General features: G+C 64.2%; 27 protein-coding genes, 1 tRNA gene and 1 pseudogene. 14 read left to right on the top strand and 15 right to left on the bottom strand.

The genetic code is table 11. From position 1 onward, the window contains the following. Positions 1-65: 65 nt before the first annotated feature. The gene (locus ABIB66_RS09065) at positions 66-2,279 is read left to right on the top strand and encodes an OmpA family protein (RefSeq protein WP_354209701.1); all 2,214 of its coding nucleotides are present in this window, start codon (positions 66-68) and stop codon (positions 2,277-2,279) included. A 162-nt stretch (positions 2,280-2,441) separates the two neighbouring features. On the opposite strand, the gene argG is transcribed toward ABIB66_RS09065, so the two are convergent. The 6 genes from argG to ABIB66_RS09035 all read right to left on the bottom strand — a co-directional run bounded on the left by argG (position 2,442) and on the right by ABIB66_RS09035 (position 8,420). Next, complete coding sequence (argG, locus tag ABIB66_RS09060) at positions 2,442-3,779, bottom strand: argininosuccinate synthase (RefSeq protein ID WP_354209702.1); 1,338 nt, start codon at positions 3,777-3,779, stop codon at positions 2,442-2,444. A gap of 93 nt (positions 3,780-3,872) precedes the next feature. Further along, positions 3,873-4,649 carry a phosphatase PAP2 family protein gene (locus ABIB66_RS09055; RefSeq protein ID WP_275169131.1) on the bottom strand — a complete coding sequence of 259 codons (777 nt, stop codon included), beginning with the start codon at positions 4,647-4,649 and terminating at the stop codon, positions 3,873-3,875. 157 nt (positions 4,650-4,806) lie between these two features. Beyond that, entirely contained in the window at positions 4,807-5,301 is a 495-nt protein-coding gene (locus tag ABIB66_RS09050) for a hypothetical protein (RefSeq protein ID WP_275169157.1), read from the bottom strand. A 123-nt stretch (positions 5,302-5,424) separates the two neighbouring features. Further along, on the bottom strand, positions 5,425-6,618 hold the full coding sequence (rlmN, locus tag ABIB66_RS09045) for a dual-specificity RNA methyltransferase RlmN (RefSeq protein ID WP_354209703.1): 1,194 nt from the start codon (positions 6,616-6,618) through the stop codon (positions 5,425-5,427). A gap of 182 nt (positions 6,619-6,800) precedes the next feature. Then, a complete protein-coding gene (locus tag ABIB66_RS09040) occupies positions 6,801-7,463 on the bottom strand; it encodes an invasion associated locus B family protein (protein ID WP_275169127.1) in 663 nt (220 codons plus the stop codon). A gap of 117 nt (positions 7,464-7,580) precedes the next feature. Further along, positions 7,581-8,420, bottom strand: a complete 840-nt coding sequence (locus ABIB66_RS09035; RefSeq protein WP_354209704.1) for an SDR family oxidoreductase — start codon at positions 8,418-8,420, stop codon at positions 7,581-7,583. Between the two features lie 267 nt (positions 8,421-8,687). Here ABIB66_RS09035 and ABIB66_RS09030 point away from each other — a divergent pair, with 267 nt between their 5' ends. After that, positions 8,688-9,662 carry an NADPH:quinone oxidoreductase family protein gene (locus ABIB66_RS09030; protein ID WP_354209705.1) on the top strand — a complete coding sequence of 325 codons (975 nt, stop codon included), beginning with the start codon at positions 8,688-8,690 and terminating at the stop codon, positions 9,660-9,662. Between the two features lie 157 nt (positions 9,663-9,819). On the opposite strand, the gene ABIB66_RS09025 is transcribed toward ABIB66_RS09030, so the two are convergent. Together ABIB66_RS09025 and ABIB66_RS09020 are read right to left on the bottom strand one after the other, a co-directional pair. Continuing rightward, the gene (locus tag ABIB66_RS09025; RefSeq protein ID WP_354209706.1) at positions 9,820-10,209 is read right to left on the bottom strand and encodes a YkvA family protein; all 390 of its coding nucleotides are present in this window, start codon (positions 10,207-10,209) and stop codon (positions 9,820-9,822) included. 89 nt (positions 10,210-10,298) lie between these two features. Further along, positions 10,299-10,601, bottom strand: coding sequence for a 4a-hydroxytetrahydrobiopterin dehydratase (locus ABIB66_RS09020; protein WP_354209707.1), 303 nt, complete (start codon positions 10,599-10,601; stop codon positions 10,299-10,301). A 151-nt stretch (positions 10,602-10,752) separates the two neighbouring features. On the opposite strand from ABIB66_RS09020, the gene ABIB66_RS09015 reads away from it, so the two are divergent. Together ABIB66_RS09015 and ABIB66_RS09010 are read left to right on the top strand one after the other, a co-directional pair. Continuing rightward, entirely contained in the window at positions 10,753-12,198 is a 1,446-nt protein-coding gene (locus ABIB66_RS09015; protein ID WP_354209708.1) for a TAXI family TRAP transporter solute-binding subunit, read from the top strand. A 97-nt stretch (positions 12,199-12,295) separates the two neighbouring features. Then, entirely contained in the window at positions 12,296-13,837 is a 1,542-nt protein-coding gene (locus ABIB66_RS09010; RefSeq protein ID WP_354209709.1) for an alkaline phosphatase D family protein, read from the top strand. A 10-nt stretch (positions 13,838-13,847) separates the two neighbouring features. On the opposite strand, the gene ABIB66_RS09005 is transcribed toward ABIB66_RS09010, so the two are convergent. Then, complete coding sequence (locus ABIB66_RS09005; RefSeq protein ID WP_354209786.1) at positions 13,848-14,249, bottom strand: response regulator; 402 nt, start codon at positions 14,247-14,249, stop codon at positions 13,848-13,850. A 157-nt stretch (positions 14,250-14,406) separates the two neighbouring features. On the opposite strand from ABIB66_RS09005, the gene ABIB66_RS09000 reads away from it, so the two are divergent. The 7 genes and pseudogenes from ABIB66_RS09000 to ABIB66_RS08970 form a co-directional block, all read left to right on the top strand. Next, complete coding sequence (locus ABIB66_RS09000; protein ID WP_354209710.1) at positions 14,407-15,171, top strand: Crp/Fnr family transcriptional regulator; 765 nt, start codon at positions 14,407-14,409, stop codon at positions 15,169-15,171. Between the two features lie 79 nt (positions 15,172-15,250). Next, entirely contained in the window at positions 15,251-15,967 is a 717-nt protein-coding gene (locus ABIB66_RS08995; RefSeq protein WP_354209711.1) for a prolipoprotein diacylglyceryl transferase, read from the top strand. Further along, complete coding sequence (locus ABIB66_RS08990) at positions 15,948-17,378, top strand: radical SAM protein (RefSeq protein ID WP_354209712.1); 1,431 nt, start codon at positions 15,948-15,950, stop codon at positions 17,376-17,378. Before ABIB66_RS08995 ends, ABIB66_RS08990 begins: the two co-directional genes overlap by 20 nt. Then, positions 17,375-17,644 (top strand): hypothetical protein, encoded by a 270-nt coding sequence (locus tag ABIB66_RS08985; protein WP_275169109.1) that lies wholly within the window; start codon positions 17,375-17,377, stop codon positions 17,642-17,644. Before ABIB66_RS08990 ends, ABIB66_RS08985 begins: the two co-directional genes overlap by 4 nt. 256 nt (positions 17,645-17,900) lie before the next feature. After that, positions 17,901-19,727 carry a translational GTPase TypA gene (typA, locus tag ABIB66_RS08980; RefSeq protein WP_354254707.1) on the top strand — a complete coding sequence of 609 codons (1,827 nt, stop codon included), beginning with the start codon at positions 17,901-17,903 and terminating at the stop codon, positions 19,725-19,727. Positions 19,728-19,900: 173 nt separating this feature from the next. After that, complete coding sequence (locus tag ABIB66_RS08975; RefSeq protein ID WP_354209714.1) at positions 19,901-21,148, top strand: flavin monoamine oxidase family protein; 1,248 nt, start codon at positions 19,901-19,903, stop codon at positions 21,146-21,148. A 90-nt stretch (positions 21,149-21,238) separates the two neighbouring features. Then, positions 21,239-21,646, top strand: a pseudogene (locus ABIB66_RS08970) (DNA cytosine methyltransferase); the annotation flags it as partial. Here the strand turns inward: ABIB66_RS08970 and ABIB66_RS08965 are convergent. The 3 genes from ABIB66_RS08965 to ABIB66_RS08955 all read right to left on the bottom strand — a co-directional run bounded on the left by ABIB66_RS08965 (position 21,600) and on the right by ABIB66_RS08955 (position 23,450). Further along, on the bottom strand, positions 21,600-22,022 hold the full coding sequence (locus ABIB66_RS08965; protein WP_354213988.1) for an ATP-binding protein: 423 nt from the start codon (positions 22,020-22,022) through the stop codon (positions 21,600-21,602). The pseudogene ABIB66_RS08970 and the gene ABIB66_RS08965 sit on opposite strands and share 47 nt — an antisense overlap. 101 nt (positions 22,023-22,123) lie before the next feature. After that, positions 22,124-22,531, bottom strand: a complete 408-nt coding sequence (locus ABIB66_RS08960) for a thiol-disulfide oxidoreductase DCC family protein (protein ID WP_354209716.1) — start codon at positions 22,529-22,531, stop codon at positions 22,124-22,126. A gap of 31 nt (positions 22,532-22,562) precedes the next feature. Beyond that, positions 22,563-23,450 (bottom strand): alpha/beta hydrolase family protein, encoded by an 888-nt coding sequence (locus ABIB66_RS08955; protein ID WP_354209718.1) that lies wholly within the window; start codon positions 23,448-23,450, stop codon positions 22,563-22,565. A 262-nt stretch (positions 23,451-23,712) separates the two neighbouring features. Between ABIB66_RS08955 and ABIB66_RS08950 the strand changes: the two genes are divergently transcribed. Together ABIB66_RS08950 and ppa are read left to right on the top strand one after the other, a co-directional pair. Further along, the gene (locus ABIB66_RS08950; protein WP_007598725.1) at positions 23,713-24,222 is read left to right on the top strand and encodes a GNAT family N-acetyltransferase; all 510 of its coding nucleotides are present in this window, start codon (positions 23,713-23,715) and stop codon (positions 24,220-24,222) included. 177 nt (positions 24,223-24,399) lie between these two features. Beyond that, complete coding sequence (gene ppa, locus ABIB66_RS08945) at positions 24,400-24,942, top strand: inorganic diphosphatase (protein ID WP_354209719.1); 543 nt, start codon at positions 24,400-24,402, stop codon at positions 24,940-24,942. Between the two features lie 37 nt (positions 24,943-24,979). On the opposite strand, the gene folD is transcribed toward ppa, so the two are convergent. The 3 genes from folD to ABIB66_RS08930 are packed head-to-tail and all read right to left on the bottom strand — an operon-like array spanning position 24,980 to position 26,530. Beyond that, positions 24,980-25,864, bottom strand: coding sequence for a bifunctional methylenetetrahydrofolate dehydrogenase/methenyltetrahydrofolate cyclohydrolase FolD (folD, locus tag ABIB66_RS08940; protein ID WP_354209720.1), 885 nt, complete (start codon positions 25,862-25,864; stop codon positions 24,980-24,982). A 10-nt stretch (positions 25,865-25,874) separates the two neighbouring features. Next, on the bottom strand, positions 25,875-26,219 hold the full coding sequence (locus ABIB66_RS08935; RefSeq protein WP_027566322.1) for a DUF167 domain-containing protein: 345 nt from the start codon (positions 26,217-26,219) through the stop codon (positions 25,875-25,877). Between the two features lie 20 nt (positions 26,220-26,239). Next, positions 26,240-26,530, bottom strand: coding sequence for a YggT family protein (locus ABIB66_RS08930; protein WP_007598721.1), 291 nt, complete (start codon positions 26,528-26,530; stop codon positions 26,240-26,242). Positions 26,531-26,718: 188 nt separating this feature from the next. Between ABIB66_RS08930 and ABIB66_RS08925 the strand changes: the two genes are divergently transcribed. Further along, positions 26,719-26,794: transfer RNA gene (locus ABIB66_RS08925), tRNA-Ala, on the top strand. Positions 26,795-26,874: the final 80 nt, after the last annotated feature.

The following is a 26,874-nucleotide window of genomic DNA, read 5'->3' as shown; positions in this document are numbered from 1 at the left end:
CGGCCTAACGCGTAGCTGTTCATCCCAACACTTCGTCAAAGAACCTTCCGGGGAAGTTCACCATCATGACCAACCTTCGTTTCGTGCTGCTTGCCACCACGGCTCTGACCGCGATGCAATTCGCAAGCTCCGCATCGCATGCGCAAAGCGCGCCGCCGCTCGTCGTCGCGCAGGCGCAGCCACAAGAGACCGGCCCTGACGGAAAACCGAAGCAGCCGCCGAAGGGACCGCCAGCGGCCGCGCCGCCTGCGGCGCCCGCGCGCCCGGCCGCACCGCCGCCCGCAGCTGCACCGCCCCATCCGCCCGCGGCACCCCCTCCGGCTGCCGCACCGCCGCGTCCAGCGGCACCGCCGCCGCCTCCGCCGCCACCTGCAGCCCGTCCGGCACCGCCGCCGCCCCCGCCGCCACCTGCGGCCCGTCCGGCACCGCCGCCGCCCCCACCACCGCCTGCCGCCCCGAAGCAGCCTGCGCCGCCCCCGGCTGCGGCTCCGCAACAGCATGCGCCCCCTCCGGCACCGCCTGCCGCGCGCCCGGCTCCCACGCCGCCAGCACCGCCGCCCGCCGCAGCTCCGCAGCAGCACGCACCAACACCGCCGCCCGCGGCTCGCCCAACGACTCCGCCGCCGCCGGCAGCAACTCCTCAGGGCCGTCCCGCGCCGGCGCCCACGGCGACACCGTCACCTGCGCCTGCGGCACCAACGGCGAGACCGGGCGCGCCCGCGCCGGCCGCCACCCCTGCACCTACAAACACACCTTCACCGACAGCGACTCCTGCGCCGACCGCGACGCCGGCTCCGGGCAGCCCGCCCGCCGGACGCCCCGGTACGCCCCCGCCCGGTCGTCCCGGCGCGCCTCCGGCCGCGGGATCACCAACACCGGCTCCGGGTGCCACGCCCGCTCCAACGCCGACACCGGCGCCAGGGGCCACCCCGACGCCGCCCGCCGGGCGTCCCGGTCCCGCACCGGGCGCAACGCCCGCGCCCGGCGCAACCCCCGCTCCGACAGCGACACCAGCTCCCGGCGGCGCTGGCACGCCGCCGCCTGGGCGCCAGGGTGGAGCTCCTCCTGCTGGCGCACCCGCTGCCGGAGCTCCGCCGACCCAGCCGCAGGCAGGTGCCCCGCCCCAGCCACCGGCTCCCCCCGCCGGCGCTGCGGCACCGAGCACCGTCCCGGGCTCCGCGGCCGCAACGCCTCCGCCCAACAGGGCGCAATACGCGCCGCCGACGGTTGCGCCGGCCTTCCGAACCGCGCCGACGGTCGCAGCACCGCTGCCGCCAGCACCACGTCCGCCGCAGCGTGACCTCACGCCGCTCGCGATCGGTGCTGGCGTGGTGGCCGGCGCCGTGATTGGAGCCACCATCGCCGACCTCCACAATCAGCGGCGCGAATCCGTCGAAGGCGGTCGTACCGTCTACACCGAGCCGGACCGCATCATCATCCGCGATCCCGGTGGGCAGACCTACGTCCGCGGCAACGATCTCTATCGTTTCCGCTATGGCGCCCGCGACATCCGCACCGAGACTGTCGGAGCCGATACCCGCACCGTGGTGATCCGTCCCGACGGCAGCGAGATCATTACTGTTGTCGGTCCGGACGGTCGGCTGCTGCGGCGAATTCGCAGGGATTCTCGCGGCCGCGAGCTCATCATCATCGACAACAGCTATCGCGATCCGCAGTCGGTCGGCGGCTTCTATGTCGACGCGCCGCCGCCGGTCGTGAACATTCCCTACGACCGCTATATCGTCGATGCCCAGGAGGCGTCGCCTGACGTGATCTACCAGACCATGCGGGCACCGCCGGTGCAGCGGATCGATCGGCGTTATACGCTCGACGAAATCCGCTACAGCCCCAATGTTCGCATGCAGATGCCCAGCATCGACGTCAACTCGATCACCTTCGAGACGGGGTCGTGGACGATCCCACCGGATCAGGCGGCGAAGCTACAAGTGATCGCCGACGGTCTCAATCAGGCGATCCAAGCCAACCCGCGTGCGGTGTTCCTGATCGAGGGACACACTGACGCGGTCGGCAACGACGTCGACAATCTGTCATTGTCGGATCGTCGCGCGCAGTCCGCGGCCGAATTGCTGACACAGCAATTCAGTGTGCCGGCTGAGAACCTGACCTCGCAGGGCTATGGCGAGCAGTACCTGAAGGAGCAGACGCAAGGGCCGAGCGCGATCAACCGTCGCGTCACCGTCCGCAACATCACGCCGCTGCTCAACGGTGGGCAGGCTTCGCTGCCGCCGCCCCCTCCCGGCACCGCGCCGCCGCGGTAGCGGCACCCATAAATGCAAAATGGCCGGGAGCAATCCCGGCCATTTTTTTTCGTCATTGCGAGGCGCGAAGCGACGAAGCAAATCCAGACTATCGCTGCGGAAAGATTCTGGATTGCTTCGCTTCGCTCGCAATGACGAATGAGGCAGCAATCCCTGAGCGCATCAGCTCTTGTCGCTCTCCAGCCGGAAGATCTGCGAGCCTTCGCTGCCCGAGAGCAGGCCCGTGTCGCTGTAGAGCTTCAGCTTGGCGCGGGTGTCGTTGATGTCGAGGTTGCGCATGGTGAGCTGACCGATGCGATCGGCCGGCGTGAACGCCGCGTCCTCGACCTTCTCCATGCTGAGCCGCTCCGGCGCATAGGTCAGGTTCGGGCTTTCCGTGTTGAGGATCGAGTAGTCGTTGCCACGGCGCAACTCGAGCGAGACTTCGCCGGTGACGGCGCGGGCCACCCAGCGCTGCGCGGTCTCGCGCAGCATCAGGGCCTGCGAATCGAACCAGCGGCCCTGATATAGCAGGCGACCGAGACGCATGCCGCTGATGCGGTACTGTTCGATGGTGTCCTCGTTGTGGATGCCGGTAACGAGGCGCTCATAGGCGATGTGCAGCAGCGCCATGCCGGGCGCTTCATAGATGCCGCGGCTCTTGGCCTCGATGATGCGGTTCTCGATCTGGTCGCTCATGCCGAGGCCGTGGCGGCCGCCGATCGCGTTGGCTTCGAGGAACAGCGCGACGGGATCAGAGAAGGTCTGGCCGTTCAGCGCGACCGGCTGGCCTTCCTCGAAACGCACCACGACCTTCTCGGCCTTGACGCTGCAGTCGTCACGCCAGAATGGCACGCCCATGATCGGGTTGACGATCTTGATGCCGCTGTCGAGGCTCTCGAGATCCTTGGCCTCGTGCGTCGCGCCGAGCAGATTGCTGTCGGTCGAATAGGCCTTCTCGGCACTCATCTTGTAGGCAAAGCCCTGCGCCGTCATGAACGCCGACATCTCGGCGCGGCCACCGAGCTCATCGATGAACTGCTGGTCGAGCCAGGGCTTGTAGATGCGCAGGCCCGGATTGGTCAGCAGGCCGTAGCGATAGAAGCGCTCGATGTCGTTGCCCTTGAAGGTCGAGCCGTCGCCCCAGATGTTGACGCCGTCCTCCTTCATCGCCGCGACCAGCATCGTGCCGGTGACGGCGCGCCCCAATGGCGTGGTGTTGAAATAGGTGATGCCGCCGGTGGAGATATGGAAGGCGCCGGACTGGATCGCGGCGATGCCTTCATGGACGAGCTGCGTGCGGCAATCGACCAGCAGCGCTTTCTCCGCCCCGAACTCCATCGCCTTGCGCGGAATCTCATTGTAGTCGGCTTCGTCGGGCTGACCGAGATTGGCGGTATAGGCGTAGCAGCGCGCGCCCTTCTGCTTCATCCAGAGCAGCGCCGCGCTGGTATCGAGGCCGCCCGAAAAAGCGATGCCGACTTTCTCACCCTTGGGCAGGCTTTTCAGGATCGTGGTCATGGGGCTTCCAATCGGTCTCGAAGGGCTGATGTCGTTTCACGGCTTGACCGCGCGAATATCAAATTTCGCGGGGCTCGGCACCCCTTTAATGGCTCAAACGGACGGCTCGGCACTCGTCTTGCGGCCGAACAGGCGCTGGCGAAGCCGGTAGGCGGGCATGTTCAGCCGGGTCAGGGCGGCATCGACCGCCTCGTCCGAAAACCGGGTCCGCGGCCAGCGGTAGATCAGCGCGTAGGCAAACCAGATCACGACGAAGGTGACGAGGCCGGCGATCGACACGTCGGTGAAGAAGTGGCCGCCAAAGGCCATCCGCAGCCCGCTGGTCACGAGGCCGAACACCACGGCTCCGGCATAAGCGAGCGGCCGCCACGGCGGCGGTGCCAGTGCGGCGGGCGCCAGCGTCCAGAACGCGGTCGCGCCCTCACCCGAAAAGAACGAGCAGTTGCGCGCGCAGCCACCGCGCGGATCCCACCACGGCACGAATTGCTGATCGCCGGCAAACTGCGTCACGACCACCGGGCGCGGCCGGCCCCAATAGGTCTTGAAGGCGAGATTGGTGAGGATGCCGGCCGACATGATGATCGTGACCAGCAAGAAGACGATCGCGCGCCCGGATACCATCAGCGGGCGGTCGGGCCGGACCATCTTGACCACAAGCGCGACCAGCGCAGGCAGCACGAACGCCCACGCAACCCACATCGCGGCATCGCGCGCGAAGCTCGCCCAATCGTTCAGCTTGAGCGGAAACGTCTTCGTCGCGGGGTCGAAGAACAGCGCGGCGAGCTTGAGATCGAGCTCGGGATAGAGGCCGAAAACGACGCCGATCACGAGCCACAGCGCCAGGGCGATGAAGAGTCCAGTCCGGTTCATGGCGCGCGGTTTAGCCGAGTGGGAAGGGGATGAAAACCCTTGGGACCGTCATTCCGGGGCGGTGCGCAGCACCGAACCCGGAATCTCGAGATTCCCCGGTGCGCAATTGCGCACCTGTGGTCTGGTCCTTCGGACCATCCCGGAATGACGGCGCAAGCTACCGCGCATCCGGTCTTGAATTCGACGGCAGTGGCGGAGGCGGATTGCGCGGCAGCGGCGGATTGCGCCAAGCGCCGGCATTGCGGCCGGCGATCAGCCAGTAGACGACACCGGCGACAATGCCCGCGCCGGTCATGATCTCCAGGTGCCGCCGCACGATGCCTTCGAATTGCAGCGTGTCGGAATGAAACGGGACCAGGCCGAGATAGCAGGCGAGCCCCACGACGCCGCCGCCCACGGCATAGGCGAGCGCGCTGCGGATGTAGAGCGCCTCGGTGATCGCGACGATCACCGCCGCCGGCACCAGCGCAAAACCGGAGACGAAGATGAAGCCGAACCCGAGCACGATATCGATCGTGCCCTGGTCGACGGGACCGGCGCCGAGATCGGCGAACTCCGGAAACAACAGCGCGACAACGACGATCATGCCGCCGATGAAGCAGGCGGCCAGAAAGCCGATGAAGATGACGATGAGGCGGCCGATCAGGGACATGACGTCACCCTCGCCGTCATTGCGAGCGTAGCGAAGCAATCCAGTCTGCCTCTGCGGAAAGACTCTGGATTGCTTCGCTGCGCTCGCAATGACGAGGATGCGAGAGCACGTGCGCGCATCAGCTCAGTCCGTCATCGCCATGGCGCGTAGCGTCTGGCGTTCCCTGGCGGAGAGTTTTTCGGTCTCCGACTTGAGCTGGCCGCAGGCGGCGAGGATGTCGCGGCCGCGCGGCGTGCGCACCGGCGAGGAGTAGCCGGCGTTGAAGACGTACTCCGAGAATTTTTCGATCTGGTCCCAGTCCGAGCATTCATAGGCGGTGCCGGGCCAGGGGTTGAACGGGATGAGATTGATCTTGGCGTGAATGCCCTTGAGCATCTTCACCAGCAGCTTGGCGTCGTCGAGCGAATCATTGACGCCCTTGAGCATCACATATTCGAAGGTGATGCGCCGCGCGTTCGAGGCGCCCGGATAATCGCGGCAGGCCTGCAGCAATTCCTTGATCGGATATTTGCGGTTGAGCGGCACCAGCTCGTTGCGCAGCTCGTCGCGCACCGCATGCAGCGAGATTGCGAGCATCACGCCGATCTCCTCGCCCGCGCGCACGATATTCGGCACCACGCCCGAGGTCGACAGCGTGATGCGGCGGCGGGAGATGCCGATGCCTTCATTGTCGCCGACGATGAGCAGCGCGTCGCGCACCGCGTCGAAATTGTAGAGCGGCTCGCCCATGCCCATCATGACGATGTTGGTGACACGACGCGTACCGTCCTCGCGATCGGCCCAATCATTCAGACGATCCCGCGCGACCATCACCTGTCCGACGATCTCGCCGGCGGTGAGGTTGCGCACCAGGCGCTGCGTGCCGGTGTGACAGAAGGAGCAGTTCAGTGTGCAGCCGACCTGAGAGGACACACACAGCGTGCCGCGATCGGTTTCGGGGATGTAGACGCACTCGACTTCATGCGCCCGCTCGACATTGTCGCCGCTCGGCAGCCGCAGCAGCCATTTGCGGGTGCCGTCATTGGAGATCTGCTCGGCCACGACTTCGGGCCGGTCGACGGTGAAATGTTGCTCGAGATCGGCGCGAATGCCCTTCGAGACCGACGTCATCTCTTCGAAATTCTGGGCGCCACGGAAATACATCCAGTGCCACAGCTGCTGCACGCGCATCTTGCGTTGCGCCGGTGCAACGCCGATCTCGCCGAGGCGATCGGCAAGCTCGGTGCGCGACAGGCCAATCAGCGAGGGTTTCGCCGGCGGCACATAGGTTTCGAGCGGAGTCTTCTCCACCAGTGTTGCGTTGTGCGGCTCGGTCATCGGTTGCCTGAGATTGCTGCTGCTGTCTCGTCATGCCCGGGCTTGTCCCGGGCATCCACGTTCTTGTCCGCCCGTAGCCAGCGCGTGGATGGCCGGGACAAGCCCGGCCATGACGGCTGTACCTTTGGAATAGCCCTATATAGCAACCGGAACCGCCGATTGCGACCTTATCGACCGCAGCCTTAACGCCTGCAATCCTGGGAGATCCGGTCAAGCGCCTGGGCGAGGCCCTTCAGCGAAAAAGTGTCGGTCGTCTCGGTCCCCTTGGACGAGACGCCCTTGACCACGAGATCGGCGGATTTGCGCATGGCCTCGACCATCCGCTCTTCCTCGGCCGCGTTCTTGATCCAGAGACCGTCACCCTGCGAGTACATGGCGAAAGCGGCGCCGCCGACCTCGACCGAGGATTCAGAGCCCGGCTTCAGCGCGTAGCCGATCATGACCGAGACTTCGTTGTTGACCTTCTCCGCCGGGCGGGTGGAGACGAAGGCATAGGCAGGATCGCGCGGCCGATTCGGCGGGTTGGTTTTCGACGACGACGGCTTGGCCAGCGCGAAGCAGACCTTTTTGCCATTGGGCGCGGCCGAATAGGCGCCCCAGGTGCCGAACTGACCGATCAGGGTTGGCTCGGCGCCGCCCGCAACCGCCGCGTGCGGGGCCGTCGGCTTGCTCTCGGGCTTTGCAGCTGTCTTTCCGGTCGTATTGGCCGCCGGCGCAGCCGATTTCGGCGCGGCCTCTTTCGGTGCAGTTTTGGGCGCAGGTTGCGCCGTCTGCGCCCGCGCGGAATCGGTGATTCCACAGGCCGCCACGCCCGTCATCAAAGCTAAAATCAGCACCCGCCACATGCTGGAGTGGTTCCCTCAATATTGTGACTGGAAGATGGCCCGGCCGCGCGTTGTCCCCGAGCAGGGATAGCCGGGAAAGTCCAATTTGGGAAGGCAGTTAGCGAAGGGCCGCGGCGACTAGGCCCTGGATCGTGCCGCGCGCTGCTCCGCCCATTGCGCATCGGTCCAGCGCAACAGATCCTCGGCGCCGGAGCTGCGCAAATGCGCGCCACCGTCGATCACCACCATCTCCCCGTTGATGTAGCCGGCACGGTCGGAAACCAGGAAGCTGGCGAGGTCGGCAAGCTCGCGGTGCTCGCCGGCGCGTCCCATCGGGTTGCGCGCGGCCCACCCTTCGTCGCGACCCTCGGGGCGGAGCTGACCCGAGGCGCCCGCGGTCGGGAACGGTCCCGGCGCGATCGCGACGGTGCGAATGCCCTTCGGGCCCCATTCCACCGCGAGACTTTTAGTCATCGCCAGCACGGCCGACTTCGCCATCGCCGACGGCACGGTGAAGGCGCGGCCGGTGATGGTCGAGGTCGAGAGGATCGAGAGCACGACGCCGTCATGCTTGCCGTCGATCCAGCGCTTGCCGACGGCAAGCGTGCAATACATCGCACCATGCAGCGTCGGCGCGAGGATCGCATCCGCGGCGCGGAATGAGAGATGCTCGCTCTGCGCAATGAAAGTTGCAGCCGCATTGTTGACGAGAATATCAAGCGGCGCCTCGCGCCAGATGGCGTCGATCATCGCTTCGACGGCGGTGCCATCGCGGATATCACAGGCGATCGTCGTGACCTTGCCGCCGGTCTCTTTGCGCATCTCGCTCGCCGCCGCCTCGAGCCGATCGAGCTTGCGGCCGCAGATCACGAGCTCGGCGCCGAGCACGAGGAATCGGTGCGCCATCGCAGCACCGAGACCCGAACCGCCACCGGTGACGAGGATTCGCTTGTCCTTGAGCAGGCCTGTTTCAAACATCGTTTGAATCCTCCGTTTCTTTCTTTCCGTCATTGCGAGCGCAGCGAAGCAATCCAGGCTATTTCCGCGGCACGGATTCTGGATTGCTTCGCGGAGCCTGTCATCGGGCCCCGCTTCGCGCGGACCCGTTGGCTCGCAATGACGAGGATAGGGCCGAATGCAATTTCAGACAAAGAAACCGGATTGTGGGACCGCGCTAAATCCGGCAGAACCAGCCCAACGATAAATCTGCCTCGAAACGCCAAGTGCTCTCAAGAAGGTGCCGCCATGAAAGCCATCCTCTGCTCGCAATATTGCCAGCCCGACGATCTCGTTCTGGCCGACGTGCCGGACCCAGTGGCCGGTCCCGGCGAAGCCGTGATCGCGATCAAGGCTGCGGCGCTGAACTTCTTCGACATCCTGATGATCCAGGGCAAGTACCAGATCAAGCCGCCGTTCCCGTTCTCGCCGGCGGCCGAAGTCGCGGGCATGATCGAGAGCATCGGTCCCGGCGTGACCGATCTGAAGGTCGGCGATCGCGTCGTCGCCTCCTGCGGCCACAACGGCGCGCGCGAAAAGATCGCGCTGCCGGCCACATCGATCGTGAAGATCCCCGACAATCTCGATTATGATCGCGCGGCCGGCATCATCATCATCTACGGCACCGCGCTGCATGCGCTGGAAGATCGCGCGAGCCCGAAGCCGGGCGAGACGCTCGCGGTGCTCGGCGCCGCCGGCGGCACCGGACTTGCCGCGTGCGAGCTCGGCAAGCTGATGGGCCTGAAGGTGATCGCCTGCGCCTCGTCGGACGAGAAGCTCGAATTCGCGAAGGCGCACGGCGCAGAACTCACGCTCAATTACGGCAAGGAAGATTTGAAGGAAGGCTTGCGCAAGCTCACCGGCGGCAAGGGCGTCGACATCATCTTCGATCCCGTGGGCGGCGCCTATGCCGAGCAGGCACTGCGCTCGATTGCATGGGAAGGCCGCTTCCTCGTCATCGGCTTTGCCGCCGGCGACATTCCAAAGATGCCGCTGAACCTCGCACTGCTGAAAGGCTGCGACATCCGCGGCGTGTTCTGGGGCGCATGGACGCGGCTCAACCCGGAAAAAAATCGGGCCAATCTCGAGAAGCTGGTGAAGTGGACAGCGGAAGGAAAGATCTCCTCGCATGTCGATCGCGTCTTCCCGCTGGCGCAGACGGCGGATGCGCTCAAGGTGCTCGCGGGACGTCAGGCCATGGGCAAGGTGATTTTGCATCCGTGAGGGTGCTGGCGACAGAGCAAGGTCGCCGCTACGCACTCAACTGTCGTCGCCCGGCTTGACCGGGCGATCCAGTACTCCGTGACGAGTGTTGTTGAATCGATAAGCCGCGGCGTACTGGATTCCCCGCCTTCGCGGGGAATGACAGCGGAGTGTATGGCTACTGCGTGGCTTCCACATCCACCTCATCCACGCCGCGCTTCAGCGCGGCGCGGGCGGCTTCGCGATGCTCATTCGTGATGTGGCTGGCGACCATGCGAATGGCGGTGGCGAGCACGGCGGCGTCATCGGTGAAGCCGAGGATCGGCATCACGTCGGGAACGAAATCAAACGGCAGGATGAAATAGGCGATCGCCCCGAGCAGCGACGCCTGGACATGGCGCGGCGTCTGGCGGTCGAAGGCGCAGTAATAGGCGGCGAGCAGATCCTCCGCGAACGGCAGTTGCGCGGCGACGCGCTTCAGCTTGCGCCAGAAGCGGCGGCGCACGCTGTCACGATCTTCCGCAAGCCGGTCGGCCGGCTCGAAACCGACGCTGTGTTCGGCAGCCATGTTCGCAACTCCCCGTTCCAGCCGGGGTGGCAGATCGCCGCATCCCCTGCTGATCACAAGATGGGGACGCGGCCGGTCCCCGCAAGACGTCAGCCTGGTGTCAGCTTGGCGATGGCGTTCATCGCCCTGGCGAGCTCGATGTCGAGCGCGGTGACGCCGCCGGCGTCATGGGTCGACAGCACCACCTCCACCGTCTTGTAGACATTGCGCCATTCGGGATGGTGGTCCATCTTCTCGGCGACCAGTGCCGCGCGGGTCATGAAGCCGAACGCCTCGTTGAAATCCTTGAAGACAAAAGTCTTCCCGATCGCCTCGCGTCCCTGAACCTCGGTCCAACCAGGTAGTCCGCCCAGCGCCTGTCCGCGCGCCTCCGCCGAGAGCCGTTCTGCCATTGTCGCCTCCGTCCTTCAGGGGAACTTTACCCTAACACCCCGCCGACGCCCCGGGTTCACGGGATTAGACCCCATCCGCTAACCATGACGGAGATGTAACCCTGCCGGACAAGAAATTTGCTACACTTGCGGGCGTAAATCGCCGGCCAAGATGAAACTGAGCCTCAAGCGACTGTTCGGGAGATCGATGACCGGGGGATTGGACCTGGCCGAAGCGCCCACCCCGCCCTCGCCGCGATCATCGGCGCGGAAGACGGCGCTCGTGACTCTCGCGCTGGTGCTCGCGATCGTTGGCGCGCTCGCCGGCGGCTACTACTTTGCCATGCGGTCGGAGACGCTGAAGATCGCGGTCGGCCCCGCCAACAGCGATGATGTCAAGGTCGTGCAGGCACTGACCCAGGCCTTCGCGCAGCACAAGAGTTCCGTGCGGTTGCGTCCGATCCAGACCGACGGCGCCACCGCCAGCGCCAATCTGCTGGCGGAGGGCAAAGCCGACCTCGCCATCGTGCGCGGCGATCTCGACGTGCCGAAAAACGCGCAAGCCGTTGCGACCCTGCGCAAGAACGTCGTGGTGCTGTGGTCCGTACCTGGCAAGGGCAAGAAGAAGGGCGCGAAGATCACCAAGATCGCGCAGCTCGCCGGACATCGGGTCGGCGTGGTTGGCCGTACCCAGGCCAACGTCAATTTGCTCAAGGTGATCCTGCAGCAATACGGCGTCGATCCCGCCAAGGTCGAGATCGTGCAATTCCCGGCCAATGAAGTTGCCGAGGCGATCAAGTCCCAGAAGGTCGATGCCTATCTCGCGGCCGGTCCCGTCAACAGCAAGATCACTTCGGACGCGATCGCCACTTCCGCCAAGGAGTTCGGCGCGCCGACTTTCCTCGCGATCGATTCTGCCGACGCGATTGCGCAAAATCATCCGGTCTATGAAGCGGCCGAGATTCCCGCGGGCACTTACGGCGGCTCGCCCGATCGTCCCGATGACGAGGTCAAGACCATCAGCTTCTCGCACCACATCGTGGCGCGCAAAGCCGTCTCCGAGACCACCATCGCGGCGTTCACGCGTCAGCTTTTCGCCGTGCGCCAGCAATTGGTGACGGAATTCCCGCTGGCGGCGAAGATCGAAACGCCCGACACCGACAAGGATGCGGTGATTCCCGTGCATCCGGGCGCCGCCGCTTTCGTCGATGGCGAAGAGAAGACCTTCCTCGACAAGTACAGCGATTACATCTGGTGGACCCTGATGGCGCTCTCGGCCATGGGCTCGATCGGCGCCTGGTTCGCGGGCTATCTGAAGAAGGACGAGCGCGACAACAACAGCCATCTGCGCGAGCGGCTGCTCGACATGATCACCGCCGCTCGAAAGAGCGAGACCACCGAAGATCTCGATCAGATGCAGACCGAGGCCGACGAGATCCTGCGCGACACGCTGCGCTGCTACGACCACGGCGCGATCGAGGAAGGTGCTCTCACAGCCTTCAACATCGCACTCGACCAGTTCCATGCGGCGGTTGCCGACCGTAAGGCGGTGCTGTTCAGCCTGCCGCAGAACCTGCAGCGCGCCGGTGCGCAATTCCGGGCCGCCGGCAGCGCGTAATCGCGTAATCGCTGCGTCACATTGTCTCCATATAGCGTCGGGCTTCACCGTGGCGGCCGCTCTGGGCGATCGCCTCACGCGATATCGAGACCATCCCATGAACATCAAATTCTCCCGTCGCCGTTTCCTGACGACCAGTGCCGGCGCGCTCGGCGCGGTCGCAATGCCCCATCTCTCCCGCGCGGCCGACCGGCCGGCGGTGACCCATGGCTTGCAGTCGGGCGACGTCACCGTCGACGGCGGCGTGGTCTGGGCGCGCACCGATCGGCCTGCGCAGATGCTGGTCGAAGTGGCGACGACGGAGTCGTTCAAGGAGGCCCGCGCACTGCCGCCGATCGCGGCGCTGCCCGAGAGCGACTTCACCGCGAAGATGCTGATCGAAAACCTGCCTAGCGGACAGGACATCTTTTATCGCGTCCGCTTCCGCGATCTCTCGCACACCGCGGTGGAGGGCGAGCCGGTGACCGGCCGCTTCCGCACCGCGCCCGCCGACCGCCGCGACGTCAGCTTCGTCTGGGGCGGCGACGTCGCAGGACAAGGCTGGGGCATCAACCCCGATGACGGCGGCATGTTCACCTTCTCGGCGATGCGCAAGCACCGTCCGGATTTCTTCCTGCACTCCGGCGACACCATCTATGCCGACGGCCCTATCCAGTCCGAGGTGAAGCTCGCGGACGGTAAGACCTGGAAGAACGTCACGATTCCCGAGAAGGCCAAGGTCGCCGAGACGCTGGACGAGTACCGCGCCGCGCACAAATACAATTTCACCGACGACAATCTTCGCGCCTTCAATGCCGAAGTGCCGATTTTCGTGCAGTGGGACGACCATGAGGTGACCAACAACTGGTCGCTGTCGAAGGAGCTGCCGGCGACCTACAAGGAGCGCGACATCACGCTGCTTGCGGCCCGCGCAGGCCGTGCCTTCCACGAGATGTATCCGATGCGCGAGAGCATCGTCGAGCCCGGCCGCGTCTATCGCCAGATCTCCTATGGTCCTCATCTCGACGTGTTCGTGCTCGACGAACGCAGCTATCGCGGCCCGAACGGCCCTAACCTCGAAACCGCTTACGGCCCGGCCAGCTATTTCCTCGGCCCGAACCAGATCGCCTGGCTCAAGCGCGGCCTCTTGAGTTCGCGCGCGACCTGGAAGGTGATCGCCTCCGACATGCCGCTCAGCCTCGTCGTGTCGGACACGCCGAAGGGTGGATCGGAAGCCATTGCGCAGGGCGACGGCCCGGTGCGCGGCCGCGAGCTCGAGATCGCCGACATTCTGCGTTTCATCAAGATGGCGCCGGTCAGCAACACCGTATGGCTGACGGCGGATGTGCATTACGCCGCCGCGCACTATTACGATCCCAACAAGGCGCAATTCCAGGATTTCGAGCCGTTCTGGGAGTTCGTGTCGGGCCCGCTTCACGCGGGCACATTCGGTCCGAACGCGCTCGACAATACGTTTGGGCCCGAGGTGCGTTTCGTCAAGGCGCCGGGGAAAGACAACCAGAACCTGCCGCCGTCCGCCGGCATGCAGTTCTTCGGTCACGTCAAGATCGACGGCGCTTCCGGCCAGATGACGGTGACCTTGCGCGACCGCGCCGACGTGGCTCTGTGGTCGACCACGCTCGATCCGAAGCCGGCCTGACGCCGTATCGCTAGTCTGCCGCGCGTACGTGGAGCGCCGCCTCAAGCGCGTCGCTCGAACACGGCTTCTGCAGACGCGGCTGCGTGGCGAATTCCGGCGGGATGCGCGCGTCAGCGCCGTAGCCGGTGACGAAGACGAACGGAATTTTCAGGGCCGCGAGCCGTCCGGCGACCGCAAAGCTGGTCTCGCGACTCAATCCGACGTCGAGCAAGGCGAATTCGGGGGTGCGCGCCGCGATTGCGGCCAGCGCCTGCGCCACTGAACCTACCGTGCGCACGCTCTTCACGCCAAATCCGAGCAGGCGATCTTCGAAGTCGATCGCGATGATCGGATCGTCTTCGACGATGAGAACATCGGCGGGACAGTTTGAACCATCGGAAACGGCGGGTGCCATCATCGTAACTTGGAGCATGAGGTTTCTCTGACTGGGATACCGGGTCACGACGCCTGCACCCAGCGCGGAGGGTTCCCGGAACGAAACCACCACATCACAGTTGTCAGGTCTGTCCACTTGTGCACACAGGACCTCGACGGAACTCGCTAATGTGGAGGCGGATGGGAAGTTTAAGATGGACGCGCGGACTAGCAACGCCACCGAGATCGACAGCCGGCCGACCAACAATCTGCTGCGGCGCTTGAGCCCGGCCGACTTCGCCCTGCTTGCGCCACATGTCATGCTCGAAAGCGCAGCGGCGAATGAACTGCTCTACAACCCCGGCGACGACGTTCAGGTCGTCCATTTCCCCTGCGGACCGTCGCTAGCGACCTTCCTCGTTCCCAATGAGGACGGCCGCGACGTCGAGACCATCCTGGTCGGTCGCGAAGGCGCGGTGGGCGGCATCGTCAGCGAGGGCTATCTGCCGGCCTATACCCGGATCTGCGTGAAATTCGGCGGACCGTTTGCGCGCATTCACGTCGGCAAGCTGGAGGCCGCCAAGCAGCGCTCGCCATCGTTGCGTCATGTCTTCGCTCGCTACGCCGACTGCATGCTGGCGCAGATCTTCCAGTCCACCGCCTGCAACGCCATTCACTCGATCGAGCAGCGCACCGCCAAATGGATGCTGGCGGCGATGGAGCGGACCGGCGACGAAAGCAGCGTGCCGCTGACCCACGAACAGCTCGCGACGCTGCTCGGCGTCGGCCGCAGCTATGCCAGCCGCGTGCTCCAATCGTTCAAGGCGGAGGGCGTGCTCGACACGCGGCGCGGGTCGATCCTGGTCCGCAATCGCGAGGGCCTGCGCCTGCGCGCCTGCCTGTGCAACGAGGCCGTGAAGTTGCACTTCGAAGAGGTGCTGCGCGGCGTCTATCCGACCGAAGAGCGGCAAGCCGGCTAGCCGCCTGCCTCGCTCCTCTTCGGGGATAAGAAGCGGCCGCACTATCCCGCCGGGCGGGAACCTGGGCTAATGTCCCCACATGAGCGGGGCTTTCCTTCACACTCTCTTCGACGTCGGGGCTTGGCTGGCTGCGGCCGTGGCGCTCTACTGGCTGTCACGACAGGGCTTGCGGTTTCCGCCGCAATCCTTCGAGCGGTCCTACCTCGCCGCTTTGGTGTTCGGTGCGGGCCTCGGCGCCTATCTGTTCGGCTCCGCCAATCTATGGCTGTCGGGCCAGAGCGGCATTGCGCGCTCGGTCGAGGGGGCGCTCGCCGGCGGCATCGTGGCGATCGAGCTCTACAAATGGTCCGCAGGGATCGCAGTACGAACCGGCGCCCGGTTTGCTTTGCCGCTGGCGATCGGCATCGCGATCGGCCGGCTCGGCTGCTATTTCGCGGGCCTCGACGATTTCACCTACGGCACGCCGACGGCATGGCCCTGGGCCCATGATTTCGGCGACGGCGTCCTTCGCCATCCCGTGCAGCTCTACGAAAGCGTCGCGATGGGGGTATTCGCGCTGCTCTACGTGGTGGCGGTCTTGAACCGGAGCGCGTTTGTGATCACCAATGGTTTCTACCTCGTCCTCGTCTACTATGGCGCACAGCGCTTCCTGTGGGAATTCCTCAAGCCCTACGGCACGCTGATCGGCCCCTTCACGCTGTTTCACCTGCTGTCGCTCTCCATCCTGCTCTACGCCGTCGTCATGCTGACGACGGCGCCCAAAGCGAGACCCATGCATGAACGCGCCGTTGCGTAAGTCGCGCCCCTATATCTTCTGGGGCCAGACCCAATCTCTCTGCGAGACCTGCCTGAAGCTGGTGCCGGCCAAGATCCAGATCCTCGACAACGAGGTCTGGTACGAAAAGCGCTGCAAGGAGCATGGCGTCCAGTCCACGCTTGTGTCGACGGACGCAGCCTATTGGCGCCTGTGCAAGGATTTCATCAAGCCCGGGGACCGGCCGCTCGCCTTTCAACGGCATACCGAATTTGGCTGCCCCTATGATTGCGGCCTGTGCCCCGACCACGAGCAGCATTCCTGCCTGGCCCTGATCGAGATCACCGAGCATTGCAATCTGACCTGCCCGGTGTGCTTTGCCGATTCCTCGCCGGCGCGGACCAGCTTCACGCCGCTGGCCAAGATCGAGCGAATGCTGGACGCGCTGGTCGCGAGCGAAGGCGAGCCTGACCTGGTGCAGATCTCCGGCGGCGAGCCGACGCTGCATCCGGATTTCTTCGCGATCCTCGATGCGGTGCGCGCGCGCCCGATCCGCCATGTCATGATCAATACCAACGGCCTGCGCATCGCCCGCGAAAAAGATTTCGTGGCGCGGCTCGCCGAGAACAAGCGCGGGCTCGAGGTCTATCTCCAGTTCGACTCGCTCGAACGCGACGCGTTGATCAATCTGCGCGGCGCGGATTTGCGCAAGATCCGCCAGCAGGCGCTGGAAAATCTCGAGCATTACGGCGTCTCGACCACGCTGGTGGCAACCATCAAGCGCGGCGTCAACGATGCCGAGATCGGCGACATCGTCCGCCACGCGCTCACGTGGAAGTGCGTTCGCGGCGTCACGCTGCAGCCGGTGCAGGACGCCGGCCGCAACGAGAGTTTCGACAAGAACACCGATCGCATCATGCTGTCGGAGATTCGCAAGCGCGTGGTCGAAACCGGCGTATTCGGCGACAAGGACATGATCCCGCTGCCCTGCAACCCCGAAAGCATCTCGATTGGTTACGGCCTGCGCAACGGCGAGAAAGTGCTGCCGCTGACATCGCTGATCCCGCAGGAGCAACTCGTCGCATTGTTGCCCAATACGATAAGCCCGGAGAAGCATCCGGCGCTGAGGGAGAAATTCATCGATTTGTTTTCGCTGTCCTCGGGACCGCTGAACACGAGCGACCGCGTCTGCGAATTGCTGTGCTGCCTGCCGAGCTTCGAGGTACCGCAAGGTATCACTTATGAGAACGTATTCCGCGTCACCATCGTGCAGTTTCTCGACCGCTTCAATTTCTGCGTCGGCAACGTCAAGCGCAGCTGCATCCATTTCGTCACCGAGAACGGCGCGATCATCCCGTTCGACACCTACAATCTGTTCTACCGGAACGGAAAGATCGACGGCATCCGCGCCGAACTGGCGGCGCAGTCAACCGAAGGAGTCCTGCAGGCATGAGCATCAGCGACCCGCCGCCGCCAGCCCCTCCGGGACCGCCTCCTGCCCCGACGAACAAGCGCAGCGGCTGCCTGACCGCGGTCATGGCGATCTTCGGGATCCTCCTGCTGCTGCCCGGTGCCTGCGCAATCCTGTTCGGCGGCATTTCGATATCCGACAGCGGCCGGATCGGCTCCGACGTCGCCCCGCTGGTGTTCCTGGGCCTGGTCGTGGGGCTGGGCGGGGTCGCCCTGATCTGGGCCGCCATCAAGGGCCGGCGCGGCTGAGCCCGGCTTTTCGCCTAACCCCCGGGAATCCCCGGACAAAATTCAATCAACCAATGGCCAAAGAACACATTGTTTTTTGGCCGTTTTTGCCTATATTGCGCCGCAACGCGTAGGGTGCCCGGTCGATATGCCGGGCTTTCCCTTTTGGGCGGAAAGCGCCCCGTTTCCAGTCTTCAAGCGTTGTTTCGAGAAGAGGTCCCGGTCTGACCGGCGAGATCGCGCTTAACCCATTGTCCGACCGCAAAGAAGCCCACTCATGAACCTTCGCAACATCGCCATCATCGCCCACGTCGACCACGGCAAGACCACGCTCGTCGACCGCCTCCTCCAGCAATCCGGCACCTATCGCGAGAACCAGAAGGTGACCGAGCGCGCCATGGACTCCAACGATCTGGAGCGCGAGCGCGGCATCACCATCCTGGCCAAGGCGGCCTCGGTGCAGTGGAAGGACACCCGCATCAACATCGTCGACACCCCCGGCCACGCCGATTTCGGCGGTGAGGTCGAGCGTATCCTCAACATGGTGGACGGTGCGCTGGTGCTGGTCGACGCCGCCGAGGGCCCGCTGCCGCAGACCAAATTCGTGGTCTCCAAGGCGCTCAAGGTCGGTTTGAAGCCGATCGTCGTGATCAACAAGGTTGACCGTCCCGACGCGCGGGCGACCGAAGTCATCAACGAGGTGTTCGACCTGTTCGCGGCGCTCGACGCCAGCGAGGAGCAGCTCGACTTCCCGATCCTCTACGGGTCGGCCAAGCAAGGCTGGATGGCCGAGAGCCCGGATGGGTCGCAGGAAGCCGGCATGCAGCCGCTGTTCGACCTGATCGTGCGCCATGTCGCGCCGCCGACCGTCGAGGAAGGCCCGTTCCGCATGATCGGCACCATTCTGGAAGCCAACCCCTATCTCGGCCGTATCATCACCGGCCGGATCTCCTCGGGCTCGATCAAACCGAACCAGGCCGTGAAGGTGCTGGGCGCCGACGGCAAAACCATCGAAACCGGCCGCATCACCAAGATCCTCGCCTTCCGCGGCATCGAGCGCACTCCTCTCGACGAAGCCGAGGCAGGCGATATCGTCGCGATCGCCGGCCTAACCAAGGGCACCGTCGCCGACACCTTCTGCGATCCGTCGGTCGACACCCCGCTGGTGGCGCAGCCGATCGACCCGCCGACCGTGTCGATGTCCTTCATCGTCAACAACTCGCCGCTCGCCGGCACCGAAGGCGACAAGGTGACCAGCCGCATGATCCGCGACCGCCTGCTGCGCGAGTCCGAGGGCAACGTTGCGCTGCGGGTCGTCGAAGCCTCCGACAAGGATGCGATGGAAGTTTCGGGCCGCGGCGAATTGCAGCTCGCGATCCTGATCGAGACCATGCGCCGCGAGGGCTTCGAGCTCTCGGTGTCGCGTCCTCGCGTCGTATTTCAAAAGGATGAGGCCACCGGCGCCACCCTGGAGCCGATCGAGGAGGTCGTCATCGACGTCGACGAGGAGCATTCCGGCGTCGTCGTGCAGAAGATGAGCGAGCGCAAGTCCGAGCTGATCGAGATGAAGCCGTCCGGCGGCAACCGTCTGCGGCTGGTGTTCTACGCGCCGACCCGCGGCCTGATCGGCTACCAGGGCGAACTGCTCACCGACACGCGCGGCACCGCGATCATGAACCGTCTGTTCCACAGCTACGCGCCGTACAAGGGCGAGATCCAGGGCCGCCGCAACGGCGTGCTGATCTCCAACGACCAGGGCGAAGCGGTGGCTTACGCGATGTTCAAGCTGGAAGATCGCGGCCCAATGATGATCGAGCCGGGCTGGAAGGTCTACAAGGGCATGATCGTCGGCGAGCATACCCGCGACAACGACCTCGAAATCAACGTGCTCAAGGGCAAGCAGCTCAGCAACATCCGAACCACGTCGAAGGATGAAGCGGTGCGCCTGACCCCGCCGATCCGCATGACGCTGGAAAAGGCGCTGGCCTATATCGAGGACGACGAGTTGGTGGAGATCACGCCGAAGTCGATCCGCCTGCGCAAGCGGCACCTCGACCCGAACGAGCGCAAGCGCGCGGAAAAGTCCAAGGAAGCGGTGGCTTAGGCTACCGCTCTCAACGCTGTCATGCCCCGGCTTGACCGGGGCATCCAGTACGCCGCGGCTTATCGGTTCAATAACAAATGTCTCTGGAATACTGGATCACCCGCCTGCGCGGGTGATGACAGCTGTGCTTGCGGCGGCTTCAGCACTCTTCGCGAACATGCTAGAGCCCGCCCATGAGCTCCCTGCCCTCCTCCGTCGACGTCGCGATTATCGGTGCGGGCGCCGCCGGCCTCGGCGCGGCGCATGCGCTGGCAGGCTCCGGCTTCGCCGTGATCGTGCTGGAGGCGCGCGACCGGCTCGGTGGCCGGGCCTGGACGGTGCAGGCCTCGCCCGACGTCACCTTCGACGTCGGTTGCGGCTGGCTGCATTCGGCGGACAACAACTCCTTCGTCGCGATTGCAAAACAGCTCGGTTTCGAGGTCAACAAGGACCTCCCGCCCTGGCGCGAGCGCACCTATGGCAACGCATTTCCGAAAGCCGAGCGCGATGATTTCATGCACGCGATGGACGCCTTCTATCAGCGGCTGTGGGAGGCGGCCCAGAAGGGCAAGGATGTCCCCGCCAGCCTGAGCCTGGAGCCCGGCAATCGCTGGAACCCCATGATCGACGCGATCTCGACCTACATCAACGGCTGCGAACTGAAGGACATGTCCACACTGGACTGGCACGCGTATGAGGACAGCGACCTCAACTGGCGCGTCCGCCGTGGCTACGGCGCTCTGATCGCGGCCTATGGCGCGCCCTGCCCGGTGGCGCTGAACTGCAACGTCACGCTGATCGATCATTCGGACAAGCGCATCCGCATCGAGACATCGCAGGGCACGCTGAGCGCGGACAAGGTGATCGTCACCGTGCCGACCAATCTGATCGCCAACGAAGCCATCCGGTTCTCGCCTGCCTTGCGCAACAAGGTCGACGCCGCGGCCGGCCTGCCGCTCGGCGTCGACGACAAGATCACGCTGGCGCTCGACGATGCCGAGGCCTTCCCGAAGGAAGGAAACCTGCGCGGCGCTACCATGCGCACCGACATGGGCACCTATCATATCCGCCCGTTCGGCCAGCCCTGCATCGAAGGTTTTTTCGGCGGCAGCTTTGCGCGCGAACTGGAAGATGCCGGCGACGGCGCGATTGCCGCGCAGGGCATCGACGAGATCGCAGGCTTTCTCGGCAACGACATCAGGCGAAAGCTGAAGCCGCTCTACGAGTCCCGCTGGGCGCACGACCCCTTCGCACGAGGCTCATACTCGCACGCGCTGCCGGGCCACGCCGGTGATCGCGCCGTGCTGGCGGCACCGGTGAATGGGCGGCTGTTCTTTGCGGGAGAAGCGACGTCGCCGAACTTCTTCACGACGGCGCATGGAGCGAGGGACTCAGGGGAGCGGGCGGCGAGGGAAGTGGTGGCGGCAACCGACAGCAAGTAACTCGGCTTGACGGAACATACCATGAACAACTATACATTCTGGGACGAATCGATGACAAGCTGTCAGTTGATTGTCCCAAGATGAAAAGTCATGCCCCGCTCGCATCATTCGGTCGAATTCGAAGCCCTTCGACTGAAGACGGGGCTATCCAAGGCTGAGACGGCCAATCTTCTTGGCGTTACGGAGCGGACGGTCATCCGATACGAAAATGGCGATTCTCGCCCTTCTCCAATGGCGCTCAAATGGCTGCAAGAGTATCTGGACCGATTGCCAGAGAGGCGACGTCGGCCAGCGGCTTTCAAGTTCATCGACTTGTTCGCGGGGATTGGCGGCCTGAGGATTGGCTTTGATGCCATTGGTGGGCAGTGCGTATTCACGTCTGAATGGGACAAGTATAGCCAAATCACCTACCGCGAGAATTTTGGCAACGACCACCCGATCGCGGGAGACATCAGGAACTATTCAAAAGATCCCGCACAAATACCCGCGCATGATGTCTTGCTTGCCGGCTTAGGGCCATCTTCGAGCCAAGTTTCGCTGCCGCAAATCGTCCGATGCCTTTCGATCCCATCATCCGTCGGTTCCGCAAAGCCGAACGGCGCGTGGTTGTCTTCGATGCGGTAGCCGGCTCCATCCACTTATTCTCGATATCGGCGAGTGTCATACCCACACCATCGTCGGTGAATACTATCCTGCCTTTTCCGATCTGCAGCGGGGGTATGAATTTAATCAAGGCGAACGAGGCGTCGGCATCGTATGAGTTCTTCACCAACTCAATCACTGCAGCCTCTGGCCCGCTGATTAGTTGGTCGCCAATCGTTCTGATGATTCGTGCGCGAGGCCGAAATCGAAGCTTTCTTTCATCGTCTGTCATATTGAATCCAGCCTACGAAACTTGAGGAGTAACAATAGATAAGCGACTTATCTATTCTACTTTTGATTGCATCAAACGCAAACCGACGCTGTGGGACCTGACTATTCTATCACCCGTGCCCTTAAATCAGTATCCGGCACGAAGCACGCATCGTACTTGCCGAAAATGCGATAGCGATTGCGCGCAATGAGGCTGTACACCGGGTCGCGCAACGCTTTCGGCACGGCGAATAGCGCGTGGACCCAACCCCAGCCTTGGAGATTCGACAGCACAGTCAGCGCAGCGTCCGACTTCATGAACACCTCGCCGCCATGAACCACGGCATTGGTGTCAGGATCAGCGGGATCGATGCCGAAGGTGCGCGCCAGCCGGGCGCCATAATCCGACTGGATCGGCGTGAAGCGAAATCGCTTCGCCGTGTCGCGCGCGGCGACGAATCGGACCCAGCGCGAGCAGAAGATGCAGACGCCGTCGAACAGGATGACGTCATCGTCAGGCCATTTGCCCATCAGCGATTGTCCAACATCAGGAAATACAGCGTCATGGCTTTTTGCCAGCCGGCTTCAGCGCGCGATCGAGTTCTGCACTCGCGGCTTTGACGCCGGCCTCGCTTTCGATCATCCAATGCCCCTCGCTACCCACCGCCGGCAGCGCACGGAAGTCGACCTTGCCGCCGCTGCGCCGAAACCCCTCGACCAACGCAAGCGAAAATGCCGGTGCAAAGTAGCTGTCGTTGGCCGCAACGAGCCACGTGACGGGGATGCGCGCGGCCTTGCCGAATTCAGCCGCCGCCGCGAGAAGCGTATGCGGCGCGCAGATCCGGTTCGGCTCGTCATTGGCATGGCCGCCGCGGCCCGGCGCAATGGCGATGATGGCGGAGATCGCCTTCGGATCGGCATTCGCGAGCGCCAGCGCGCCCCAACCACCGGCGGAATGTCCGATCACGATCGCGGCGTCCTTGCGGATAAAATCCTGCTTTCGCAAATCCTCCAGCGCAAGCGAGATTTCGTCGGCCGTTGCGCGGCCCGAGCGCACATAGTCCGCTTCGTCACAGCCACCCTGGTCCTCGACATAGCGGCCCCCGGTCGCGCCATGGCCGAGCCGTTCCGGCACCAGCACGGCGAAACCGCGCGCAATGAGGAACGCAGTGAGTGCGCGGTATTCCAGCTGCGGCGTTTGCGCGCGCCGCAAGCCATTTTGCGTCGAAGCATGCGCGATCACCGCAAGCCGGAACGGGCCGGCACCCGGCGGGCGAAACAGCAGGGCATAGGCGGCGATGTCGGTATCTGGCGACGGCACGCGCCATTGCTGCCGGCGAAACGGATCGCCCTCCGCTCCGGACGAACCAAACGTGACCTGAGCGCACACGGGCGGCGCAGTCAGCAAGGCCAACAGAGGCAGAAGCACGAGGAGTTTGAGGAGCCGCATGAATTGCCGGAGGCGAGAACAGCAACGGCCAGACTAGTAGGAACGAATCAATATCGGCAGACTTTCTGCGTTGCGATTGCCGTTCATTCGTTGCCGCAAAGCAGTTTTGCACCGACGCATGGCACTCCGGTGCCACTCGAATCGGCGTCTTGTCTTTTTTCGGTACAACATGGTTCAAATACTGATGCAGAAAGTCCACACGTTAACCGATAATTAACGATAGGTCTTGCCGCCGGCGCGGCGACTTGGTTTGATCACGTCCATGAGCACAACCCTGATCGAGGTCCGGCCGGCCAAAGCCGCAGATGCAACTGCGGTGGCGTCCACCCATGACGAAGCCTGGCGCTCCGCCTATCAGGGCATCATTCCCGGCGCCGAACTGGAAAAGCTGATCAACCGCCGCGGTCCGCAATGGTGGGACAGCGCGATCCGCAAGGGCAGCCGCGTCAGTGTGCTGGTGTTCGGCGACAAGATCGCAGGCTACGCCAATTACGGCCGCAACCGCGCCCGCAGCCTGCATTTCGACGGCGAGGTCTACGAGCTCTATCTGCGTCCCGAATTCCAGGGCCTGGGCTTTGGCCGCCGCCTGTTCACCGCGGCCCGCCGCGACCTGATGCAGAGCGGCCTGAAGAGCATGGTGGTGTGGGCGCTCTCGGACAATGATCCGGCCACGGAGTTCTACCGTGCCTTGGGCGGCCGCATGGTGGCACGTTCCTCGGAGCGTTTCGGGCCCAAATCGCTCGACAAGGTTGCCTTCGCTTGGACCAATTGAGCTGCTGAAGTCCAGCCGGCAGTGTTTCCCTTCCGTCGATACCGTTGCCTTTTGAGCCGGTGATCGCCGGATTCATTATTTCACAAAAACGCGATGGATCAGCGGGCCAAGCCCGCGTATGACAGCGCCAAAATCGCTGCCGGGTGCGATTTAACCTCGGCAACAACGGAGCCTTGAATGCGTATCGATGCGGTCTCGATCGGGAAAAACGTACCCAACGACGTCAACGTCATCATCGAAGTCCCCGTGGGCGGCGAACCGATCAAATACGAGATGGACAAGGAAGCCGGCACGCTGGTGGTCGACCGCTTCCTCTACACGCCGATGCGTTACCCCGGTAACTACGGCTTCATCCCGCACACGCTGTCCGACGACGGCGACCCCTGCGACGTCCTCATCATCAACACCCGCGCCATCATCCCAGGCGCGGTCATGAGCGTGCGCCCGGTCGGCGTTCTGTTCATGGAAGACGAAGCCGGCGGCGACGAGAAGATTCTGGCGGTGCCGTCGTCCAAGCTCACCCAGCGTTACGACAAGGTGAAGTCGTATTCCGACCTGCCGGACATCACGCTCCAGCAGATCCAGCACTTCTTCGAGCACTACAAGGATCTCGAACCCGGCAAGTGGGTGAAGATCCTGCGCTGGGGCGGCCCCGAGGATGCGCACAAGCTGATCCTCGAAGGCATCGATCGCGAGAAGAAGAAGAAGAAGAAGGCCTGAGCTCTGCTCCCTCGCTCCGCAAGCGGGGCGAGGTGAACTACACCGCCGGTTTCGGCAGCCCTGCAATCGCGCAGGCCGCGCGCAACGTGTTCACCAGCAGGCACGCGACCGTCATCTGACCGACGCCGCCCGGCACCGGCGTGATCGCGCCGGCCACGGCGAGCGCTTCCTGATAGGCAACGTCGCCGACGAGACGCGTCTTGCCGTCGTCCTTCGGGATCCGGTTGATGCCGACGTCGATCACGGTCGCCCCCGGCTTCAGCCAGTCGCCGCGCACCATCTCGGACTTTCCAACCGCGGCGTAGACGAGGTCTGCGCGCTTGACGAGCCCGGGCAGGTCGCGCGAGCGCGAATGCGCGATGGTCACCGTGGCGTTCTCGTTCAGCAACAGCTGCACCAGCGGGCGGCCGACGAGATTGGAGCGGCCGATGACGATGGCGTTCATGCCTTCGAGCGACGCATGCACGCTCTTGGTCAAAATGATGCAACCGAGAGGCGTGCAGGGCGACAGCGCCTCGAAACCGCCGGCGAGGCGGCCGGCATTGTTCGGATGCAGCCCGTCGACATCCTTGGCGGGGTCGATGGCATTGACGACGGCCTCGGTGTCGAGGCCCTTGGGCAGCGGCAATTGCACCAGAATACCGTGCACGGCGGGATCGCGGTTGAGTCTAGCAACCAGCGCCAGGAGATCTGCCTGCGAGACGTCGGCCGGCAGCTTGTGCTCGAACGAGGCCATGCCGGCGGCCTGGGTCTGGGTGTGTTTGGAGCGGACATAGACCTCGCTCGCCGGGTCGCTTCCGACCAGGACCACCGCGAGGCCCGGCACGAGATTGTGCTCGCGCTTGACGCGTGCGACCTCGTCGGCGACGCGGGCGCGAAGTTCCGCGGCGATGACTTTTCCGTCGATGATCCTGGCGGTCATGTCAGTTCCCTCAGTCTGTCGATTTGGCTGATGCGAGCTGGCGCAGGGCTTCGCCGAGCCGCGCCGGATCGCCGTCGACCGCGATCTGCTTCAGCCGCGAGGTCGCTCCCGACAGGAGTTTTACGCTGGCCTTGGGCACGCCCAGCGATTTCGCCAGCAGCACCAGAACGGCCTTGTTGGCCTCGCCGCCATCGGCGATAGCGCGCACACGCACCTTGAGCACGCTGCGGCCATCGGAGAGCTGCTCGATCCCGTCGATGTCGTCGCGGCCGCCGCGGGGCGTTACCCGCAGCGCGATGCTGATTCCTGCGGCCCCGTAACGCCAAGGTTCCTTGATGACAAGGTTCTTTGGCAACCCAGGGCGCTCCAGCCTGCCTAGATCACGTTCGGGTAGATGTAATACAGGATCACCCGCTCGATGAACATGATGAGCAGGATCAGGATGATCGGCGAGATGTCGAGGCCGCCGAGGCTGGGCAGGAAATTGCGAATCGGCGCCAGGACCGGCTCCGTGATTCGGTACAGGAACTCCGCCACCGCCGAGACGAACTGGTTGCGGGTGTTCACGACGTTGAAGGCGATCAGCCAGGACAGGATCGCGGACGCGATCAGCAGCCAGACGTAGAGGTCGAGCACGATGATGACGATGTCGAGAACGGCACGCATGGCTTTTAAAAACTCTGGCTTCGGTCGGGATTGACGTCTTTTGCTAGATATCGGTTCCCCCCGGTCCAAACAAGGGAAGTCGGTGCCGGGATGGCTAAAACCGGGTTACACCCGTCCTTGACTTGACCTTGGCGGGGACTTAAATGGCGCCCGGTTGTCGGCCGCATTGACCAGAGCGGCCTACAAAAGGGGCCATAGCTCAGCTGGGAGAGCGCGTCGTTCGCAATGACGAGGTCGGCGGTTCGATCCCGCCTGGCTCCACCAGCCTTCGCTCGCTTCGCGAGCTTCGGCTCGGCAAGCCCGGACAGTCCCTCGTAGCGAAACGAGCGAAGGCTGCCGCGGCG

The organism is Bradyrhizobium sp. F1.13.3, assembly GCF_040548265.1.
Lineage (GTDB): Bacteria > Pseudomonadota > Alphaproteobacteria > Rhizobiales > Xanthobacteraceae > Bradyrhizobium.
The sequence above is the reverse complement of the archived record's forward strand: the minus strand, read 5'-3'. Positions and strand labels throughout refer to the sequence as shown.

Bases quoted from the DNA above. Each gene is read 5' to 3' on its own strand.
- ABIB66_RS09065 (WP_354209701.1), top strand. From the start codon at position 66: ATGACCAACCTTCGTTTCGTGCTGCTTGCCACCACGGCTCTGACCGCG.
- argG (WP_354209702.1), bottom strand. From the start codon at position 3,779: ATGACCACGATCCTGAAAAGCCTGCCCAAGGGTGAGAAAGTCGGCATC.
- ABIB66_RS09055 (WP_275169131.1), bottom strand. From the start codon at position 4,649: ATGAACCGGACTGGACTCTTCATCGCCCTGGCGCTGTGGCTCGTGATC.
- ABIB66_RS09050 (WP_275169157.1), bottom strand. From the start codon at position 5,301: ATGTCCCTGATCGGCCGCCTCATCGTCATCTTCATCGGCTTTCTGGCC.
- rlmN (WP_354209703.1), bottom strand. From the start codon at position 6,618: ATGACCGAGCCGCACAACGCAACACTGGTGGAGAAGACTCCGCTCGAA.
- ABIB66_RS09040 (WP_275169127.1), bottom strand. From the start codon at position 7,463: ATGTGGCGGGTGCTGATTTTAGCTTTGATGACGGGCGTGGCGGCCTGT.
- ABIB66_RS09035 (WP_354209704.1), bottom strand. From the start codon at position 8,420: ATGTTTGAAACAGGCCTGCTCAAGGACAAGCGAATCCTCGTCACCGGT.
- ABIB66_RS09030 (WP_354209705.1), top strand. From the start codon at position 8,688: ATGAAAGCCATCCTCTGCTCGCAATATTGCCAGCCCGACGATCTCGTT.
- ABIB66_RS09025 (WP_354209706.1), bottom strand. From the start codon at position 10,209: ATGGCTGCCGAACACAGCGTCGGTTTCGAGCCGGCCGACCGGCTTGCG.
- ABIB66_RS09020 (WP_354209707.1), bottom strand. From the start codon at position 10,601: ATGGCAGAACGGCTCTCGGCGGAGGCGCGCGGACAGGCGCTGGGCGGA.
- ABIB66_RS09015 (WP_354209708.1), top strand. From the start codon at position 10,753: ATGAAACTGAGCCTCAAGCGACTGTTCGGGAGATCGATGACCGGGGGA.
- ABIB66_RS09010 (WP_354209709.1), top strand. From the start codon at position 12,296: ATGAACATCAAATTCTCCCGTCGCCGTTTCCTGACGACCAGTGCCGGC.
- ABIB66_RS09005 (WP_354209786.1), bottom strand. From the start codon at position 14,249: ATGCTCCAAGTTACGATGATGGCACCCGCCGTTTCCGATGGTTCAAAC.
- ABIB66_RS09000 (WP_354209710.1), top strand. From the start codon at position 14,407: ATGGACGCGCGGACTAGCAACGCCACCGAGATCGACAGCCGGCCGACC.
- ABIB66_RS08995 (WP_354209711.1), top strand. From the start codon at position 15,251: ATGAGCGGGGCTTTCCTTCACACTCTCTTCGACGTCGGGGCTTGGCTG.
- ABIB66_RS08990 (WP_354209712.1), top strand. From the start codon at position 15,948: ATGAACGCGCCGTTGCGTAAGTCGCGCCCCTATATCTTCTGGGGCCAG.
- ABIB66_RS08985 (WP_275169109.1), top strand. From the start codon at position 17,375: ATGAGCATCAGCGACCCGCCGCCGCCAGCCCCTCCGGGACCGCCTCCT.
- typA (WP_354254707.1), top strand. From the start codon at position 17,901: ATGAACCTTCGCAACATCGCCATCATCGCCCACGTCGACCACGGCAAG.
- ABIB66_RS08975 (WP_354209714.1), top strand. From the start codon at position 19,901: ATGAGCTCCCTGCCCTCCTCCGTCGACGTCGCGATTATCGGTGCGGGC.
- ABIB66_RS08965 (WP_354213988.1), bottom strand. From the start codon at position 22,022: ATGACAGACGATGAAAGAAAGCTTCGATTTCGGCCTCGCGCACGAATC.
- ABIB66_RS08960 (WP_354209716.1), bottom strand. From the start codon at position 22,531: ATGGGCAAATGGCCTGACGATGACGTCATCCTGTTCGACGGCGTCTGC.
- ABIB66_RS08955 (WP_354209718.1), bottom strand. From the start codon at position 23,450: ATGCGGCTCCTCAAACTCCTCGTGCTTCTGCCTCTGTTGGCCTTGCTG.
- ABIB66_RS08950 (WP_007598725.1), top strand. From the start codon at position 23,713: ATGAGCACAACCCTGATCGAGGTCCGGCCGGCCAAAGCCGCAGATGCA.
- ppa (WP_354209719.1), top strand. From the start codon at position 24,400: ATGCGTATCGATGCGGTCTCGATCGGGAAAAACGTACCCAACGACGTC.
- folD (WP_354209720.1), bottom strand. From the start codon at position 25,864: ATGACCGCCAGGATCATCGACGGAAAAGTCATCGCCGCGGAACTTCGC.
- ABIB66_RS08930 (WP_007598721.1), bottom strand. From the start codon at position 26,530: ATGCGTGCCGTTCTCGACATCGTCATCATCGTGCTCGACCTCTACGTC.